This window comes from Bacteroidota bacterium (genome assembly GCA_020402865.1).
GTDB lineage: Bacteria > Bacteroidota > Bacteroidia > Palsa-965 > Palsa-965.
In genome coordinates this window covers 15846-34443 of record JADBYT010000015.1, presented here as the reverse complement: position 1 = coordinate 34443, position 18598 = coordinate 15846, and the positions used below count along the sequence as shown (strand labels likewise).

Annotated in this window: 12 protein-coding genes; 7 read left to right on the top strand and 5 right to left on the bottom strand. The window is 48.7% G+C overall.

The window, feature by feature from the left end:
* Window positions 1-146: 146 nt before the first annotated feature.
* From IM638_11145 to IM638_11130, 4 genes are read left to right on the top strand one after another with little or no spacing between them, the layout of a single operon-like run.
* The gene (locus IM638_11145) at window positions 147-1403 is read left to right on the top strand and encodes an imidazolonepropionase (GenBank protein MCA6363585.1); all 1257 of its coding nucleotides are present in this window, start codon (window positions 147-149) and stop codon (window positions 1401-1403) included.
* Between the two features lie 32 nt (window positions 1404-1435).
* On the top strand, window positions 1436-2419 hold the full coding sequence (locus tag IM638_11140) for an AAA family ATPase (GenBank protein ID MCA6363584.1): 984 nt from the start codon (window positions 1436-1438) through the stop codon (window positions 2417-2419).
* Entirely contained in the window at window positions 2419-2982 is a 564-nt protein-coding gene (locus IM638_11135; protein MCA6363583.1) for a hypothetical protein, read from the top strand. Before IM638_11140 ends, IM638_11135 begins: the two co-directional genes overlap by 1 nt.
* A complete protein-coding gene (locus IM638_11130) occupies window positions 2979-4034 on the top strand; it encodes a formimidoylglutamase (protein ID MCA6363582.1) in 1056 nt (351 codons plus the stop codon). The genes IM638_11135 and IM638_11130 overlap by 4 nt, the downstream gene beginning before the upstream one ends.
* On the opposite strand, the gene IM638_11125 is transcribed toward IM638_11130, so the two are convergent.
* Window positions 4006-4764, bottom strand: a complete 759-nt coding sequence (locus tag IM638_11125) for a DUF2490 domain-containing protein (GenBank protein MCA6363581.1) — start codon at window positions 4762-4764, stop codon at window positions 4006-4008. The two genes, IM638_11130 and IM638_11125, sit on opposite strands and share 29 nt — an antisense overlap.
* Before the next feature lie 62 nt (window positions 4765-4826).
* On the opposite strand from IM638_11125, the gene ftcD reads away from it, so the two are divergent.
* Both ftcD and IM638_11115 read left to right on the top strand, forming a co-directional pair.
* Window positions 4827-6503, top strand: a complete 1677-nt coding sequence (gene ftcD, locus IM638_11120; protein ID MCA6363580.1) for a glutamate formimidoyltransferase — start codon at window positions 4827-4829, stop codon at window positions 6501-6503.
* A 90-nt stretch (window positions 6504-6593) separates the two neighbouring features.
* Complete coding sequence (locus IM638_11115; protein ID MCA6363579.1) at window positions 6594-8918, top strand: hypothetical protein; 2325 nt, start codon at window positions 6594-6596, stop codon at window positions 8916-8918.
* A 30-nt stretch (window positions 8919-8948) separates the two neighbouring features.
* Here the strand turns inward: IM638_11115 and IM638_11110 are convergent, their stop codons facing one another.
* Both IM638_11110 and IM638_11105 read right to left on the bottom strand, forming a co-directional pair.
* Complete coding sequence (locus tag IM638_11110; GenBank protein ID MCA6363578.1) at window positions 8949-9644, bottom strand: response regulator transcription factor; 696 nt, start codon at window positions 9642-9644, stop codon at window positions 8949-8951.
* Window positions 9637-11028, bottom strand: a complete 1392-nt coding sequence (locus IM638_11105) for a HAMP domain-containing histidine kinase (protein ID MCA6363577.1) — start codon at window positions 11026-11028, stop codon at window positions 9637-9639. Before IM638_11105 ends, IM638_11110 begins: the two co-directional genes overlap by 8 nt.
* A gap of 143 nt (window positions 11029-11171) precedes the next feature.
* Here IM638_11105 and IM638_11100 point away from each other — a divergent pair, with 143 nt between their 5' ends.
* Window positions 11172-11951 carry a GLPGLI family protein gene (locus tag IM638_11100; GenBank protein MCA6363576.1) on the top strand — a complete coding sequence of 260 codons (780 nt, stop codon included), beginning with the start codon at window positions 11172-11174 and terminating at the stop codon, window positions 11949-11951.
* A gap of 580 nt (window positions 11952-12531) precedes the next feature.
* On the opposite strand, the gene IM638_11095 is transcribed toward IM638_11100, so the two are convergent.
* Together IM638_11095 and uvrA are read right to left on the bottom strand one after the other, a co-directional pair.
* A complete protein-coding gene (locus IM638_11095; protein ID MCA6363575.1) occupies window positions 12532-15336 on the bottom strand; it encodes a TonB-dependent receptor in 2805 nt (934 codons plus the stop codon).
* 374 nt (window positions 15337-15710) lie between these two features.
* Entirely contained in the window at window positions 15711-18581 is a 2871-nt protein-coding gene (uvrA, locus tag IM638_11090; GenBank protein MCA6363574.1) for an excinuclease ABC subunit UvrA, read from the bottom strand.
* Between the last annotated feature and the right edge of the window lie 17 nt (window positions 18582-18598).

The following is an 18598-nucleotide window of genomic DNA, read 5'->3' as shown; positions in this document are numbered from 1 at the left end:
GAAAGTTGATTCTTTGATAAACGGGCAATTTCAACACGTAAGTGGTTAACCGGCATAGTGCCGGACATACTATTTCATTTGGGAGACAGTAAACTGACGCATTACCCCTATTTAGGTTGCCTGATTTTTTTTGACAACTTTGCAGCATGCAAAAACTGCTGATAAAAAACATTGGCGGCCTGGTGAATGTCCGCGAAACTGCTCCCGAACGTGTAAAGGGCAAGGAGATGGATGAGCTTACCGTGCTGCATGATGCGTGGCTGGCGGTGGAAGACGGGGTAATTGCCGATTTCGGAACGATGGAGAACTGGCCGGGGATAAGCGACTGGAGCGGGCTTGAGGTGCTGGATGCAGAAGAAGGTTACCTGTTCCCGGCGTGGTGCGATTCGCATACGCATATTGTTTATGCAGGCAGCCGCGAGGGTGAGTTTGTGGATCGTATCCGCGGACTGAGCTATGAAGATATTGCTGCACGCGGCGGCGGAATTCTGAACTCGGCAGCTAAACTGGCACACGCTTCAGAAGATGAGCTTTTTGAGGCAGCCATGCAGCGGCTTACCGAGGTGATGAAACTGGGTACGGGCGCCATTGAAATAAAAAGTGGCTACGGACTAAGCCTCGAAAGCGAGCTGAAAATGCTGCGTGTGATCAATCGCCTGCGCAGTGCAGTGGACATAAGTGTTAAGGCTACATTGCTGGGCGCACATGCTGTGCCGGCTGCCTACAAAAATGATAAGCAGGGTTACATCCGCCTTATTACCGACGAACTCATTCCTGCCGTGGCTGCCGAAAAGCTGGCCGATTACTGTGATGTATTCTGCGAACGCAACTATTTTACGCCCGAAGAAACAATTCACATTCTTGAAACCGGCCTGAAGTATGGTCTCAAGCCCAAAGTGCATGCCAACCAGCTCAGCGCATCGGGCGGTGTGCAGGCGGGTGTAAAAGTAGGCGCAGTAAGTGTGGACCATCTTGAATATGTGGGCGAAGAAGAAATTGCGGCACTGCTGCAAAGCAACACCATGCCCACGCTGCTGCCCGGCGCAGCATTTTTTCTGGGCCTGCCCTGGCCGCCTGCCCGGCAAATGATTGATGCCGGCCTGCCCGTGGCCGTAGCTACTGATTATAATCCCGGCAGTTCGCCCACCGGAAACATGAGTCAGATGGTAAGCATGCTCTGCATCACACACCGCATGACGCCCAATGAGGCCATCAATGCCGCCACACTCAATGCTGCCGCGGCTATGGATCTCAGCGCCACACACGGCAGCATTACGCCCGGTAAGGCCGCCAGTTTCTTCATCACCTCACCCATGCCATCGGTTAATTATCTGCCCTATGCATTTGGCAGTAATCTGGTGAAGGAGGTGTGGAATTTTGGGAAAAAGTTGGGGGGGAGGTAAAAAAGGGGGGGAGGGGGTTGTATATTTGTGGGGTGGAAGTAAGAGGATTATATATTGATAATTTTAAATCAATTCGGCAACTATCTATTACAGATCCGAATGATTTCAGCGTATTTATTGGTGCAAACGCATCAGGTAAGTCCTCTATTTTCGAAGCTGTAGAGTTTCTTATTCTTCATGAAAGGAATAGTGGCAGTGATATTATCAGAACCTTTGGCAATATTGATGATATTTTTCCCCGAAATCTAGAACGAGGATATTTTTCGAGCACAGATGTAATGCTTGATCTTGGCTATGGCTATATGCCCAAAATGACAATTAAAAATAATCAATGGAAGCGAAATAATTTTTCTGGTGTTAAAGAAGGAAATGAGGACCGGACTTATTTCCTCCAGGAAAAATACATTGATAACGGCAGCCGGATTTTCATTGGTGGTAAAGATCGCTTTAACATTCATGACGGGCTTCGTTTAAATACATCCTGCAATAATCTTGAGCAAGTATTAAAACGCCTTTTGCGGGATACAAATAAAAAGCAAGAAATTCTTGAGTGGCTTTCCTTGTTCATCCCTGGTTTTGAGAATATTGAAATCCACTCTTCAGAATTAAGTGGCAAGGATTCTTTATTAGTTTACGAAACTGGTACAAGTAAACCATTTACCCGCAATCTGATTTCTGATGGCACTTATAATATAATTACATTATTAACGGCTGTTTATCAAAGTTACTCGCCGCAGTTTTTATGTATTGAAGAACCTGAAAATGGACTAAATCCGAAAGTTGTAAATAAACTTGTGGATTTCTTCAGGTTTGCCTGTACAGAATACGGTCATACGATCTGGCTTAATACACATTCTCAGTCATTAATCAGAAGTCTTACCACAGAAGAAGTTATTCTCGTAGATAAGAAAAACGGGGTTACTTCTGTGCGCCAAATTAAAGGCTTGAATTTGCATGGCATGCACATGGATGAGGCATTACTTACCAATACACTCGGAGGAGGTATTCCGTGGTAGTGGTCGGATTTATTGCCGAAGGAGCCAGTGAGCGGTTGATTTTAGAATCCGAATCATTCCGAGATTTTCTCAAAAAAAACCAGCTTCACTTTGTTACATCAGTTATTGATGCAACTGGTAACTGTAATCAATTGCCGCATCGTCGGGCAGAAGCAGTTAATATTCTAAAGGATAAGGGTGCTTCTATCATTATTATACTTACCGATAAAGATCATGAACCTTGCATCACCACGGTTAAGAATCGGATATTACCCGGAAAAGATGAATTGGTAATTGTATCTGTTTCACAACTTGAAGCATGGTTTCTGGCAGATACAGTTGCGATGCGAAAGTTTTTGAATAGTACGACATTCGAATGCGAATATCCTGAAGCATTTATCAGGCCGATTGATGAAATTAAGAAGCTCAGGCTTTCTCAAAGCGGGCGAGGTGTTAGTGACAAGATTATACTAACACGCTTAATGCTTCAATCGGGCTTTTCTGTTGAACGAGCGGCTTCACATACAAACTGCAAAAGCGCAGGCTACTTCATTGAAAAGCTGAAATCACTCACTACACAATGAACCACCTCAACCTCCTCACCGCCGCCGATATTGCCACGCGCACGCGCCGCCGCAGCGGTGAAGTAAAACTTGGCGAACGCGTGCAGACTTTCCCGCCCGGTATGCAGCCTGTGGCTTATCTGCAAAACAGCAATGCCCGCTTTGTGCTGGTGGGCATTCCTGAAGACATTGGCATACGCGCAAATTATGGCCGCGGCGGCGCGTGGAGTGCCTGGGAGCCTGCACTTGCTGCATTGCTCAACGTGCAAAGCACCGACTTGCTTACCGGCGCCGAAATGCTGGTAGCCGGTAATGTAGTGGTTGATGACCTGATGAGACAGGCCGATCAGCTTGACTTCAGCAGCAACGACGGAGTGAGCATTGCGCGTGAACTTACTTCGCAGCTTGATGCGCGTGTTACTGAAGTGATACGCACCGTTGTTTCGGCCGGCAAAATTCCCATTGTAATTGGCGGCGGCCACAACAATGCCTATGGCAATATACGCGGCACGGTGGAAGCCTTGCGTGCGCATCAGCCGGCATTCCAGCTGAGCATACTTAACTGCGATGCGCACAGCGATTTTCGCGCACCTGAAGGACGGCACAGCGGCAACGGCTTCCGCTATGCGTGGCAGGAAGGCTATCTGAGCCGGTACAGCATTACCGGCCTGCACGAAAACTACAACGCACAGGCCATACGGCATGAAATGCATCATTACCCGCAGCATTTCCACTACACACTTTTCGAGAATATCTTTATTCGCCAGAAAATAAGTTTTTCCGAAGCCGTAAATCAGGCCTGCACATTTACCGGAAAAACATACACCGGCATTGAAGTGGATTTAGACAGTGTGGAAAACATGCCCAGCAGTGCACGTACCCCGAGCGGTATCAGCGCAAACGACGCACGTTTGTTTGTGTACCGCTGTGCAAAAAACACCATGCCGCTTTACCTTCATCTGGCCGAAGCTGCTCCGGTGCTGGCACATCGTAAAATGGACAATAAAACCGGTAAGCTGATTACTTATTTAATTACCGATTTTATCAAGGCTGTGCTTCATCCTTCTTTCTGAAATCGAGATTACAGAAAAATGCCACTTGCAGGGTGTGATTATTTTCCACCCTCACACCGTCGCTTTTAAAAATTAACTGGTTGAGATAACCCAGCTGTACATTGCATGATGGATTGAGCTGATAGCCGAAACCTGCATAAGCCCGGTTCTGATCGAATACATTGTAACGAATCTGTTTACCGAAATTCACCCACAACTCATCGTTTACCGTTGCAAAAAACGCACCGGGCACCATATCGGGTTTATTTATGGGTAACGTGAGCTGCAAGCGGTAACGGAAACGATTTACATATACCACTTCATTCCGCTGAGACGTTGAATTATAACGCTCGAGCCAGCGGTTTTCTAACCGGTAGCGGTGCTGAACACGTGCACGGCCTATGGCGTGTGTAAGCAACACCTGCTGCCAGCCACGATGTTCGTTGAACGGAAGCGGAGCGGGTTGTTTACCATAACTATCCGTGTACACATAGCAGTAACCGGCAGTGAGTATGAGATTATTGTGCAAACGATAATCGACACCCGCACGGAAAAGATGCTGCTGTGCAGGAGTGATGATACCTGCACGCCGAAGTTGCACCTCGGTATGCAAGCCCCATTTTGAAGTGAGGCGGTGATTGCCCATGATGACATACCAGGCGTGAAACTGCTCATCGTATTGACGGGGCGACTGTGCGAAAATAATTCCGGGTAAAAGCGAAAGTAACCAAAACCAAATTTGCCGTTTCATGCGTGCAAAAGTAAGCCGGATAAGCGTAAGTAGCTCTGTATTTTTTTGGTAGTTTCGCAACTATGAAACAGCTCATCGAATGTGTGCCCAATTTCAGCGAAGGCCGCGATCTGAATATCATCAAACAAATTACCGACTGTATTGAGGCCGTAGAAGGCGTTAAACTTCTCAATGTAGATCCGGGCAAAGCCACCAACCGCACGGTAGTAACGTTTGTGGGTGAACCGGCAGCCGTTACCGAGGCCGCATTTCAGGCCATACGCAAAGCGGGCGAACTGATTGACATGAGCAAACACAAAGGCGAACACCCGCGCATGGGTGCTACCGATGTATGTCCGCTGATTCCGGTTTCAGGTATTTCGATGGAAGAAACCGCACGCTGGGCACAAACGCTTGGCGAACGTGTGGGCAATGAACTCGGCATTCCGGTGTATCTCTACGAAGCTGCGCAGGCCAATAAAAACCGCAGTAATCTCTCGGTAATCCGTGCCGGCGAATACGAAGGCTTTTTCAAAAAGATAAAACTGCCCGAATGGAAACCCGATTTCGGTCCGGGAGAATTTGATGCCAGACGCGGCGCAACCGTAATCGGCGCGCGCGATTTTCTGGTGGCTTACAACATCAACCTCAATACTACTTCTACGCGCCGCGCCAATGCCATTGCGTTTGACGTGCGCGAGGCAGGACGTACGCAGAAAGACGCAAAAGGCAATGTGGTGAAAGATACCGATGGTAATCCGATAGTGATTCCCGGCTCACTGAAATCGGTAAAAGCTATTGGCTGGTATATTGAGGAATACGGCGTAGCGCAGATTTCGATGAACCTGACCAATATTTCGGTTACGCCGGTGCACATTGCATTTGACGAAGTATGCCGCCGTGCGGAGGCGCGCGGGCTGCGTGTAACGGGTTCAGAACTGGTGGGACTAATTCCGCTTCAGGCGCTGCTTGATGCGGGGCGTTATTTCCTGCGCAAGCAGCAACGTTCAACCGGTGTGTCGGAAGCGGAGCTGATAAAAATTGCGGTGAAATCGCTGGGGCTTGATGAGCTCGGGCCGTTTAAGCCGGAGGAGCGCATTATTGAATATTTGCTGCGCGATGCGGCCGACAGCAAATTAGTGAGCATGCGCCTCGATGCATTTGCCGATGAAACAGCCAGTGAAAGTCCTGCGCCGGGCGGTGGTTCCATTTCGGCCTACATGGGCGCGCTGGGCGTGGCACTGGGCACAATGGTGGCCAACCTCTCGTCGCACAAACGCGGCTGGGACGACCGCTGGGAAGAGTTTTCCAATGTGGCTGAGAAAGGACAGGAGCTGCAGAAGGAGCTTATTAAACTGGTAGATGAAGATACGCGCGCATTCAATCGGATTATGGATGCATTTGGTTTACCCAAAGGCACCGACGAGGAGAAAGCAGCGCGCACAGCCGCCATTCAGGCCGCCACACTGTATGCTACTCAGGTTCCGCTGCGTGTAATGGAGGTGGCGGCAGCCGGATTTGAACTGGTGCATCACATGGCTGCAAACGGCAACCCGAATTCGGTTTCCGATGCAGGCGTGGGCGCACTCGCCTTACGCTCGGCAGTGATGGGCGCTTACCTGAATGTGAAAATTAATGCCGCCGGACTCAGCGACAAAACAGCAGCCGCCGAACTCATTGCCCGCGGCAAAGCCATACAGGATAAAGCCCTTGCCGATGAAGCCGATGTGCTGGCCGTGGTGAATGAAAAAATCGGCTAAGTAATTCGCAGCCATGCTTACAACAAAGCACGGCTGTTTTGCGTATATAGAATAAATGCCGGAATCGCAGCCCCGGCTTATACCTATGTTATGGGCCGATTCAGGAAACTGCTGAACCGGGCGCCCTGGCTGGCCCGGTTTTATTACTTCTTCCCCATTCAGCTGCTGCTTGTTCAGCTAAAGAAGAACCCTGTGCCGGTACTCTTCTGGCTTATCATGTTTGGCTTTGTAACCGGAAAATTTGCGGCTAATTTCGGTATCCCCCTGCTCTTTCTCGATCCGGAATATCGTGGTGAAGTAAACTTTGTATCGTATGCCATTATCGGGTTTGCCTGCGGTGGTTTTATCATGGCCTATCAGATTTCGTGTTACATACATAATTCTTACCGCTTTCCGTTTCTTGCTACTACTGCTCATCCGTTCCTGAAATTCTGCATCAATAATTTTATGATTCCGCTGCTGTTTCAGGTAGTGTACATTACGCGAATCATTAATTTCCTGACCGATGAACCGATCTCCAGCTTTCAGTTGTGGATGAATGTGTGCGGATATTTGTGTGGAAATTTGCTGTTTATTGCTGGTGCAGCATACTACTTTTTTCTCACCAACCGTCACCTCGAACAACTTTACGACAAATCCACACTCGGCAAACCATCGCCCCGTATCAATCGCGTAATTCTGAGTCGTGATCCGATAAGCAAAGCCCTGAAGTGGAAAAAAATTACACCCGGCCGCGAACGTCGCGACTGGCATGTGGAAACTTACATGGCCTTGCCCTGGCGAATTCGCAGAGCCCGGCCTTACGAGCATTACGACAAGGAATTGCTCAACCGCGTATTCAGGCACAACCACAGCCGTGCTGTGCTTTTTGAAATGGTGGTGTTGCTTACACTGCTCGTAATGGGTTTGTTTCGCGATGTGCAGTGGATGATGATTCCATCGGGGGCATGTATTTTTTTGCTGTTTACACTTTACCTTATGTTCACCGGCGTACTTTACACGTGGTTCAGGGGCTGGTCGAATACGGTAATGGTGGCTTTGCTGTTGTTGTTTAACTGGCTGCATCAGTTTGAAGTGTTCGACAACCGCACACGGGCGTTTGGGATGAATTACACCGTGGAGGCTGCACCGTATTCAATGGAAAGATTGATGGCGATGGACGAACATGCAGCAAACCGGCACAGTGATTCGCTGGCCATGATTCAAGTGCTGGAAAACTGGAAGGCACGGCAACCAGGCGATTCGCTGCATAAACCCAAGCTGGTGTTGTTTAACTGCAGCGGCGGCGGATTACGATCGGCCTTATGGACATTGCGTACCATGCAGCATTTAGACAGTGTGTGCAACGGACAACTGATGCAACGCACGGCGCTCATCTGTGGTTCATCGGGCGGTATGCTGGGGGCTGCCTACATGCGCGAAATCTGGCTCAGACAGCAGCTCGATGAGGATGTACAGTGCAGTAATCCGCAATACCTCAAAACAATGGGCGCTGATCTGCTCAATCCGATGTCGGTGAGCATTGCGGTAAACGACTGGTTTTTGCCGTTGCGGCGTGTTACGGTGAACGGACAAACATACAGCCGCAACCGCTCGTTTGAATTTGAGCAACAACTGCTACGCAACACCGATTCGCTCTTCGACAAAAGCCTGGCCGAATACCGTGAGCCGGAGCAAAAAGCATTGATTCCGACCATGATTTTTGCGCCCACCATTGCTGCCGACGGACGCAAGCTGGTGATCAGTTCGCAGCATGTATCATGGCTTACGCAGGAACAGCCGGGCAGCCACGTAAGCTATCAACGCCTGCCTGATGGCGTGGAGTTTTTGCGCATGTTTGAAAAGCAAGGTGCAAACGAGGTGCGCTTTACCAGTGTGCTGCGCATGAATGCTACATTTCCCTACATCACACCACTTACCGAACTGCCGAGCAATCCGGTTATTGAAGTATTTGATGCGGGCATGCGTGATAATTTCGGGCTGGACAATACTATTCTGTTTCTGCATACATTCAACGCGTGGATTGAAGCCAACACTTCGGGTGTAATTATCCTTCAAACCCGCGACCGCAGCAAACGCAAGGAGGTAGAAGCCCAAAGCAGCAACACCATTTCGGCCAGCCTTGCGCGGCCGCTCAGCAGTTTTTACGGCAATCTTTTCAGTGTGCAGAATTACAATCAGGACCGCGCGCTCGACTATGCCTCCTCGTGGCTAAGCTGCCCGCTTGATGTAATTGACTTTGAGCTTGAGCACAGCAGCCGCGAGCCTGTGGCGCTGAGCTGGCACCTTACACAACGAGAAAAACTTCAGGTTATTTCATCCACCGCACTGCCGCAAAACAGTTTGGCCACACAACGCTTTGCCGCGCTAATAGCCGGCAGTACCAGCGAAGTGAATGGTGCGCCCAGGAATTGAGTAAAAGAATTGAGCGCTCCAAAAACTTTTTTAATTCTCCGGTAACACAAACCGGTAGCCCTGCCCTTTTACGGTAATAATTTCCACGCGCGCATCGCTGCGCAGGTAGTTGCGCAGGCGGGTAATATACACATCCAGATTACGTGAGTTGAAATAGCTGTCGTCGTTCCAAAGTGCTCGCAGGATGAGCCGACGATCTGCAATGCCGTTACGGTTTTGCCAGAGCAGGCGCAGGAGTTCACACTCGCGGTGTGATAATTTGAGCGGCTGATCCGTTTTATAAGTCAGCAACTGATGGTGTGTGTTGAGCAGGTAGTCGCCCAGCATCACTTCTGTTGTTTGTTGTGGCAATGCGCGTGTAATGCGCAGCACATTTTCAATACGCACAATTAATTCTTCCATACTAAATGGCTTGCGTATGTAATCGAACGCGCCTGTTCGAAGGCCTTCAATGGCATCACCCGCTTCGGTTTTGGCGGTCACAAACAACACCGGCAGCTGCGGATAGCGCGTTTTTATTTCGCGCGAAATTTCGAAGCCGTCCACATTAGGCAGCATCACATCAAGCACACACACATCAGGCAGCGATTGTTCGAGCAGTGTCAAGACCTTTGCCCCGTCGGGCGTATGCACAACTTCGTAACCACGTCCTTCGAGGCTTTCCTTCACAATGCGCGCCAGAAAAGGCTCGTCTTCCACATACAAAAGTTTAACCGCTTCAGCCATTATTCAAAGGTAATTTTACACTAAATACAGCACCTTTTCCATGATTTTTTACCTCCACGGAGCCATGATGAAGCCTGACTATTTCGGCCACATAACTTAATCCCAGACCATGTCCTTTTACGTTATGGCTGCTTCCCCTGCCGGGTATTCGGAAGAAGGGTTCAAATATTTTCTGCCGGTACGATTCATCGATTCCGCTTCCGTTATCGCTCACTTCCATCACGGCAAAATCAGTTTCGGAATAAATCCGCAGCACGGTTTCCGGTGGCGTACCTCCGTATTTCAGCGCATTGTCGAGCAGGTTAAAGAGTAAACTGGTGATATGTTGCTTATCGGCATAAATAGTCAGCGGCTCGTTTTCCGGTTCCCATAAAAGCACGCCTCCGGCCGACTCAAACTGCAATTTCAATGGCTGCACCACTTCTTCAGCAAGCTCGTTCAGCGATACGGTTGAGAAACTAAGTTCAATTTTACCGCCTTCAAACATAGACAGGCGAAGCACTTTATCAATAAGCAGGTTAAGGCGCTGCAACTGCTGCCGGGCAATAGCAAGATATTCACGGGTACGCTCCGGACTGGCCGCCGAGTCGAAACGCTGAATGGCTTCGAGCGCCACACTTACCGTGGCTACCGGTGTTTTCAGTTCATGTGTAATATTGCTCACCAGCTGATCTTTCTGGCGAAGCAACTGTTGCTGTGTATTCATATTGCGCCACAGCACATAAAATGCAAGCACCGTTACAAAAATGAGCAGAAACGAAAGCGCAAACTGTGGCCAGATACGTTTCAGCAAATGCGTTTTGAAGCCGGTGATGGCTGCATTATAAAATCCATCGGGAATCGGATTTTTCAGATTTTCGGAAAGACAAACCGGCACAGTGTGCGTATAAATTGTATCCGCAACCGACTTGAGTTTTTTATCGAAAGGCATTGCAGGTAAAATTTTCACCTGAAACGAATACCCTTCTTCTTCCAGTTGTTTGGTGAAATCGGCCAGTAATTTATCGGGCGATACAAAGTTATTCATCAGCTGTTCTCTGCCGGACACAATGTGAATCCGGCGCTCGATTCCGGGAGGAATTGAGCGCACAGGAGAGTCGGAAAGAAGTTGAGAATCCTTATTCAGGAAAACCATCATTTGCGCATTATCGCCCAGGTTGGTATATAACCGGTTTCCGGCTAACGAATCAGCCTTCAGCATATCAGGAAATAAATCACCAAGCGCCGTTTCACGAAACATGGCCGAAAGTTCATTACGCAGCAAACGGTTTTCACGCTGATAACTTTCAAACAACCAAACCACCTGAAACCCGGCAATCATCAAAATAGCCAGCAGCATAAGCAGCCGCATTTTGCTTTTTGACTTTAACAATACAAACATCATGGCACTAAGATAAAAAGAGCTTTCACTGTGTGAATTCAACCTTAACCTTAATTAACCACAGATCATAGTCTGTTAACCCCGCCCGGTAGCCGTACAATCTATTTTTGGAGCATTAAAAAAAAACGACTATGAACATCCATGTTATGAAAATCCTGCCCCTGTTTATGCTCGCAGGAAGTGCGTTGTGTGCACAAATTACCGAAGGAACCATTTCATATACCCGTACGGTAAAGGTAAAATTTCAGGCTCCGCCGCAATTCCAGCCTCCCGGCGGCGGCGGCGAACATGTAATTACCCAAAAACTCGAACTGCTCTTTTCGGGCAAACAAACACTGCTGCGCAACGTACAGGAAAGTACCAACACCAACGACAGCGGTGAAGATGGTTTGGTGGTTCATGTAATTGGCGCTTCCGACAATACTGAAGTATTTACAGATTACGAAAAACGTAAAAAAAGCAGCCTGCGCGAACTGGGAAAAAATGTATATATCGTGAATGATACACTCACGCCCGAAAGCTGGACACTAAGCCCCGAAACCAAAACCATTCTCGGTTATACCTGCCGCAAAGCTACCACACAACACGTGCGCTGGACAAAACAAATGCAGTTCATTAATGAAGAGATGAAACTTGATTCGGTGCTTGACACAATTCCCATTGTAGCGTGGTACGCCGAAGGATTTGCCCTGAGCGCCGGCCCTGAAGCTTCCGGCGAACTAAAAGGAATGATTCTGGAATATGATGTGGACAACGGACGCATACATACGGTGGCTACCGGATTTTCAAAAACAGTAAAAACAAAAGAAATAAAAACACCGAAAGGCAAACAGGTTACTGCCGCCGAATTCAAACTGCTGGAAGTCGATTTCCGCCGCAAAATGATGCAAAACCGCGATATCATGATGCCGCCTCCCCGAAATTAAGCATTGTTTACATCCCCGGTCTGGCCCGTTGTTTTGAAGCAAACAACGGGCTTTTTTGTATATTTATAATTCAACACTTATCCATATACAATGAGCTGGATTGAAGACTTTCAAAAACTACCTTTGAATATCAGAAGTATTGCGCTTTCGCTTGCTGGCAATATTCCGTTCTGGTTTGTGGCTATTTATTTACTGAAACCTGCGTTTATTCTCAAAAGGATTATATCGCTATCTTTTCATTCGTTGCCTGCTTCTCCATTACCTGGTATGCGATAAATCTGTCACTTTCATTCTTAAGCATTCACACATTAGAGAATTTTATTATTGATAGTAATACAGAAGATGATGACAACGATTTTGAATCAACGGTATTTTTCGTAAGCGGAATCATTTCCATTTTTTATCTCTGCATTGCAATACTAATTTGCTACCTGTGGCAACATAAATTCACTACGTTCCTGATTATTGCCTACGCATACGTTTTGGTTGGAATATTGTTAAATGGAATCGCTTACCTGATTTCACAAACAAAAAAAGGCGACTCCGAGTCGCCTTCAACTAATTAGAATTCATCTTCCACTTACCTGTGCATCATCATCATCCGTCGTCCGCCACGCGGGCCATCCATTGTTTCCGGCGCCTTACCAATTTTGTAAGTGAAACTCAGCATCACGTAGCGGCGCAGCGTAGTGTAACGTTGTATTTCCACAAAGGTATCCTCCACATTCTGCTCAATGCCGGTATTGGTATTCAGCATATCAAATACATTGAGCTTCATCTGTCCTTTTTTGCCTTTCAGGAACATGTAAGATACCGATGAATTCCAGAGCGGAAAACGGGTTTGAATGCCGGTATTCTGATTGGTGGCGATGGTATAGTCGAATGCCGATTCAAGTACAAATCCCCATTTGGTTTGCCACAACAGTGAGGCGGTGTAGGTTTGCGTAATAAAACGGTTGTTGTTTTGCGGTGTCAGTGTATATCTTCCGTCGGATACGATCAGCGAAGCTCTTGCTCCCAATTCAAAACTATCAGAAGGTAAAAAGCGCCAGCCCAGAATGGCTTCGTTACTGAGACTTGTGTTCCGGTTGTTGGCAGCGTTAATAACCGACCAGGTTTGACCGTAAGTAGGCGTTAGTGTAAAGTTGACCGAACTCTTCAATTTCTCCACCTTTCCTTCTATGAACATCATCACATAGCCATTGTCTCTCGGCTTACCGTTTACCGGCATTGAAAAACGGCGGCCAAGCGTATCAAGCGATACACTGTTAACAATGGCGTGCAACGAGCGCGAGAAATTGGAACTCACCACAAACGTAAAATTGCCGGTAGGATCAGGAGCCATGTATTGAATAAATAAATTGTGCAGCTCTTCTGGTCGCAGCAGCGCATTGCCCGACGAGATATTGAGCGGGTCTGATACATCTACCACCGGATTCAGGCTCGAAATATCAGGCGGCGTAAGATCGCTCGAATACACAATCCAGAGTTTTCTCACCTTGCTGAAATCGTAGTTATAACGGAAAAAGGGCAGCACATTGGTAAACACACCGCTGCTGTTGCCGGGCTGATCGAGCGAACGGCCTATCAGTTGCGACTGGCGGACAGCAGCACCCACGGTAATGCTTTTCTTTTTCTTTTCGAAGTTGTAGCGGAGTCCGGCCGAAGCATAACGGAACGTATATTCAAAATCATTACTCAGCGTGGGCTGAAACTCAAGCACAGTACTGTTGAGCGAATCGACCTTATATACGTTACGGTCGTTTTTCAGCGTGCGGGTATTGGCATCAGCACTAATTACCAGTTTCGAAAATTTCCCTACCGGCTCTGTCCACGACACATTCAACGTTTGTTCGCTGCGTACATCGTCCTGCAGGTTTCGCTGGCGTTGCGTGCGCGTTAGTGTGCCTGATTCAGTAAAAAACGCCGTGCTGTTTTCAGGTTCGCTGAAAATATCGGAATAGCGTTGATTCACTTTCCAGTTTATACTGAAGTTACGGCCAGCACGCAGCATGCGGCGTGTAAAAAACAGTTCGTTATTGAACGCAAAAGCATCGCGGCCGGAAAAATTATTGTTGCCGCCGTAATTAATTAAAGCGCCTGCCGCACTGGTTGTGTTAAAGCCGCTGAAATTATTGCTGCGCGAATTGGTATAAACCAAACCCGTGCGCATACGCAGCTTGGTAAGCGAGTCGATGCGAAATTCGGTATTGATGTTGAAGCGGTGATTATCCGTATAATTATTCAGCTGCGAGTTGCTGAAACGGTTAAATACAGAATCAGGAAGGGCATAATTCTGTTCGGATGTGGAGATCAGTTCGCGCTGGCGTTTGGTGAAAAAATAATTAGTTGACACCGTGATGTTTTTTCCCCAATCATCCGTATAGTTTACCCCCCCGGCCCAAGCCGTGTTAATTCCGTTGCCTGTTCCATTTCCGCCATCCTCGCCCAGCATCCTGAACATACCACCACCTTGCGCAAAACCGCCCGACATATTCATCACATCCTGAAACGAAAACGCCCGCTCGTTAATGTTGTTCGCATTAGCCAGCAGCGAGAGGCGCCGGCTTCCGTTAAAACGGTTGTAGCTTACAGCTGTGCGGTAACGCTCATCGGTTCCCGCGCCCAAAGTTGCCGTGCCAAAACTTCCGTTTTTCTTATCGTCTTTCAGTGTCAGATTAATTGTTGTTTCCGACGATCCGTCTTTCACACCGGTTGCCGCTTCCGTATCGGATGCACGCTGAAACACCTGTACTTTCTTCACCGCATCGGCCTGTATGTTTCTTCCGGCCAGCGCAGGATCGTCAGAGAAAAACTCCTTCCCGTCAACCAGTATCTTGGTCACTTTCTGTCCGTTTACCGTGTACGTACCATCAGAATTCACTTTCACACCGGGCATTTTCTTCATCAGATCTTCGGCCGTGGCATTGGGAGCCGTGCGGTACGACGATGCGTTGAACTCCAGTGTATCACCTTTAAGCGTAACCGGCGGTGCTTCTTCTTCCACCACCACTTCCGACAACAGCACCGAGCGGTGATTCACATAAATCGGTTTCAGCACCACGTTGGGCGTATCGGCCGTTACGGTAAATTTTCGGCTGTAGCTGCGGTAGGCCGTGTGCGTAACCAGTACGCGGTAATTGCCCGGACCTACGCCTTTCAGCAAAAATGAGCCTGCCGTGTCAGTCATGGTAAAGGTTACCAGCGATGAATCGCGCTGGCGCATGAGTGTAACCACGGCACCATCCACCACACCTTTCCCGTTTGGCGGCGCATTAAATATACTGTCGCGTACCACACCTCGCACAGTGCCGGTGCCACGCTGCGCATGCACACTGCTGCCCAGCAGCAAAGCAAACGAAAAAAGAAAAAGTAACCTGTACATAATTCATTGTATTGTATCGCTGCAAACATACTCCGCCAGTAGCTTGCCACGGGTTAATGGCGGTGTGAATGACGTTAACAGAGGTTAAAGCTACACCAATACCTCCAATTAAGGCATGTGAAAATGACAAAGGGTTATTGGCAAGGAAAAATGGAGGAGCGAACCGGAGAAGCAGCAAATTAGGGCATGGTTCGCGCTTTCCGCTACAAAAAACAAACAAAAAACGCAGTCGCATCAGATACTCCGGTTTCTTAACGAAATCGGAGTATCTGGCACTGTTAACTTGTTTTTTGTTTGTTTTATTCCGCTGCAATCGCGGCTATAGATTCAAACCGTAAGGCGCAATAAAATTCCTTCAGTTCCCCCGCCCCCGGCTACACAACCTTTGCTGTGGCCTCCAGTTCCTCTTTCAAAAACTTCGCCGTAAAGCCGGGCAATTGTTTCACCATCTGTTCCGGTGTGCCGGTAAACAATATTTGCCCGCCGCCGCTGCCGCCTTCAGGGCCGAGATCAATTATATGATCGGCCACTTTAACAATGTCCATGTTATGCTCAATTACCAGCACGGTATTGCCTTGCTCCACCAGCAAATTAAGCACATCAAGCAAAATGCGGATGTCTTCAAAATGCAGGCCCGTGGTAGGCTCATCAAGAATGTACAGCGTGTTGCCGGTTTGCTTGCGGGCAAGTTCGGTGGCTAATTTTACACGCTGTGCCTCGCCGCCAGAAAGTGTGGTACTTTGCTGCCCCAGAGTAATGTAGCCCAAACCCACATCCTGCAACGCTTTCACACGTTGCAGAATGGAAGGCTGCGCTTCAAAAAACTCCACGGCCTGATCAATGGTCATGTCAAGCACATCGCTTATCGACTTGCCCTTGTAGCGTACTTCCAGCGTTTCGCGGTTGTAGCGGCGGCCGTTGCAGGTTTCGCAAAGCACATACACATCGGGCAGAAAATTCATTTCAATGGTGCGCAAGCCCGCGCCCTGGCAGGTTTCGCAACGCCCGCCTTTTACGTTGAACGAAAAACGACCCGGTTTGTACCCGCGTATTTTCGCCTCCGGCAATTCCGAAAACAACGTGCGTATATCCGAAAACACGTTGGTGTACGTAGCCGGATTCGAGCGCGGTGTGCGGCCAATGGGGCTTTGGTCAATATCAATTACCTTGTCGATATGCTCAAGGCCGTGTACTTTTTTGTACGGCAACGGCTTGCGGTCGCTGCGGTAAAACTGCCGGCTGAGTATCGGGTAAAGCGTTTCGTTAATGAGCGATGATTTTCCGCTTCCGCTCACACCGGTTACACACACAAACTTGCCCAGCGGCAAATCAAGCGTTACGTTTTGCAGGTTGTGTCCGGTGCAGCCGCTCAGTACAATTGATTTTCCGTTGCCCTTGCGGCGTTGGGCGGGCACAGCTATTTGCCGGCGGCCGGTAATGTAATCGGCGGTGAGTGTATCAAACTTCAGCAGTTCAGCCGGAGTACCCTGCGCCACAATTTGTCCGCCATGCACACCTGCACGCGGGCCCACATCAAGCACGTGGTCGGCAGCAAGAATCATTTCCTTGTCGTGCTCCACCACCAGCACCGAGTTACCAATATCGCGCAGGTTTTTCAGCGCATCAATCAATCGTACATTATCACGCTGGTGCAAACCAATGCTGGGCTCATCCAGAATGTAAAGCACGCCCACTAACTGCGAACCAATTTGCGTAGCCAGCCTGATGCGCTGCGCCTCCCCACCCGAAAGCGATTTCGAGCTGCGGTCAATGGTGAGGTAGGTCAAACCCACATCGAGCAGAAACTGCAAACGTGCACGTATCTCTTTCAATACTTCCGTACCAATGCTCCGCTGCCTTTCGCTGATGCGGCTTTCGAGGTTCTGCATCCATGCACTTAATTCCTGCAGGCCCATTGCCGAGAGTTCGGCAATGTTTTTTTCATCCACACGGAAATACAAAGCTTCTTTCTTAAGCCTTGTGCCGTGGCATTGCGGGCATTGCGCCTCGTTCATAAACTCCTGCGCCCATTTCTGTGTGCCGGTGCTTCCCTCCTGCTCCTGCCGCGCCAGAAAATTTACCACACCTTCAAACGAAAGCGAATAGCTGCTGCCGCTTCCGGTGCTGTCGCTTTTCACCTTCAGCATTTCATCAGTACCAAAAAGAATGGCATTCAGCGCATCTTCCGGTATCTCGCGTATCGGGTCGGAGAGTTTGAATTTGTATTTATCGGCAATGGCATCGAGCTGGCGGAAAATCCAGCTTGCACGGTATTCGCCAATCGGCACAATGCCGCCAACTTTAATGCTTTTGCCTTTGTTGGGAATAATTTTATTGACGTCGATTTCGAGGATCTGCCCGAGGCCATTGCATTTGTGGCAGGCACCGTAGGGCGAGTTGAACGAAAACAGATTCGGAGCCGGATCATCGTAGGCAATGCCCGATGTAGGGCACATCAGATGACGGCTGAAATGGCGCACGTTTTCCTTGCCCGGCTCAGCTACCATAATGGTGCCTTTTCCGTGTCGCAAAGCCAGTTTCAGACTTTCGGCGAGACGTTGTTTATCGGCAGCGGCTACTTCCAGGCGGTCAATTACAATTTCAATATCGTGCACTTTGTAGCGGTCAAGTTGCAGGCGTGTGGTGAGTTCAACCACTTCACCATCCACCCGCGCGCGCAGAAAGCCTTGTTTGCGGATTTGCTCAAACAGTTCGCGGTAGTGTCCTTTTCGGCCTTTTACAACCGGGGCAAGCAGCAGTACTTTTTTGCCTTCGTAACTTTCCAGCAGCAGTTCAAGAATCTGCTCATCGGAGTAGCGCACCATTTTTTCGCCGGTTACATACGAATAGGCATCCGAGGCACGGGCGTAAAGCAGGCGAAGAAAATCGTAAATCTCGGTAATGGTGCCCACGGTAGAACGCGGGTTCTTGTTTACCGTTTTCTGCTCAATGGAAATAACCGGACTCAGGCCGGTGATTTTATCTACATCAGGGCGCTCGAGATCGCCCAGAAACTGGCGGGCATAAGCCGAAAAGGTTTCGATGTAGCGGCGCTGGCCTTCGGCATATATTGTATCAAATGCCAGCGATGATTTACCTGAGCCTGAGAGACCGGTAACCACCACGAGCTGATTGCGCGGAATGGAAACACTAACGTCTTTCAGGTTATGTACGCGTGCACCAATTACTTCGAGTGTTTCGTTTTCACTTTCGGCAATGGGCGGTAGTTCTGTTTTTTTAGCCATATTCTGCGCCTTCATTC

What these genes read in the sequence shown, in the direction of transcription:
- IM638_11145 (MCA6363585.1), top strand. Translation starts at nt 147, where the DNA reads ATGCAAAAACTGCTGATAAAAAACATTGGCGGCCTGGTGAATGTCCGC.
- IM638_11130 (MCA6363582.1), top strand. Translation starts at nt 2,979, where the DNA reads ATGAACCACCTCAACCTCCTCACCGCCGCCGATATTGCCACGCGCACG.
- IM638_11125 (MCA6363581.1), bottom strand. Translation starts at nt 4,764, where the DNA reads ATGAAACGGCAAATTTGGTTTTGGTTACTTTCGCTTTTACCCGGAATT.
- ftcD (MCA6363580.1), top strand. Translation starts at nt 4,827, where the DNA reads ATGAAACAGCTCATCGAATGTGTGCCCAATTTCAGCGAAGGCCGCGAT.
- IM638_11115 (MCA6363579.1), top strand. Translation starts at nt 6,594, where the DNA reads ATGGGCCGATTCAGGAAACTGCTGAACCGGGCGCCCTGGCTGGCCCGG.
- IM638_11110 (MCA6363578.1), bottom strand. Translation starts at nt 9,644, where the DNA reads ATGGCTGAAGCGGTTAAACTTTTGTATGTGGAAGACGAGCCTTTTCTG.
- IM638_11105 (MCA6363577.1), bottom strand. Translation starts at nt 11,028, where the DNA reads ATGATGTTTGTATTGTTAAAGTCAAAAAGCAAAATGCGGCTGCTTATG.
- IM638_11100 (MCA6363576.1), top strand. Translation starts at nt 11,172, where the DNA reads ATGAAAATCCTGCCCCTGTTTATGCTCGCAGGAAGTGCGTTGTGTGCA.
- IM638_11095 (MCA6363575.1), bottom strand. Translation starts at nt 15,336, where the DNA reads ATGTACAGGTTACTTTTTCTTTTTTCGTTTGCTTTGCTGCTGGGCAGC.
- uvrA (MCA6363574.1), bottom strand. Translation starts at nt 18,581, where the DNA reads ATGGCTAAAAAAACAGAACTACCGCCCATTGCCGAAAGTGAAAACGAA.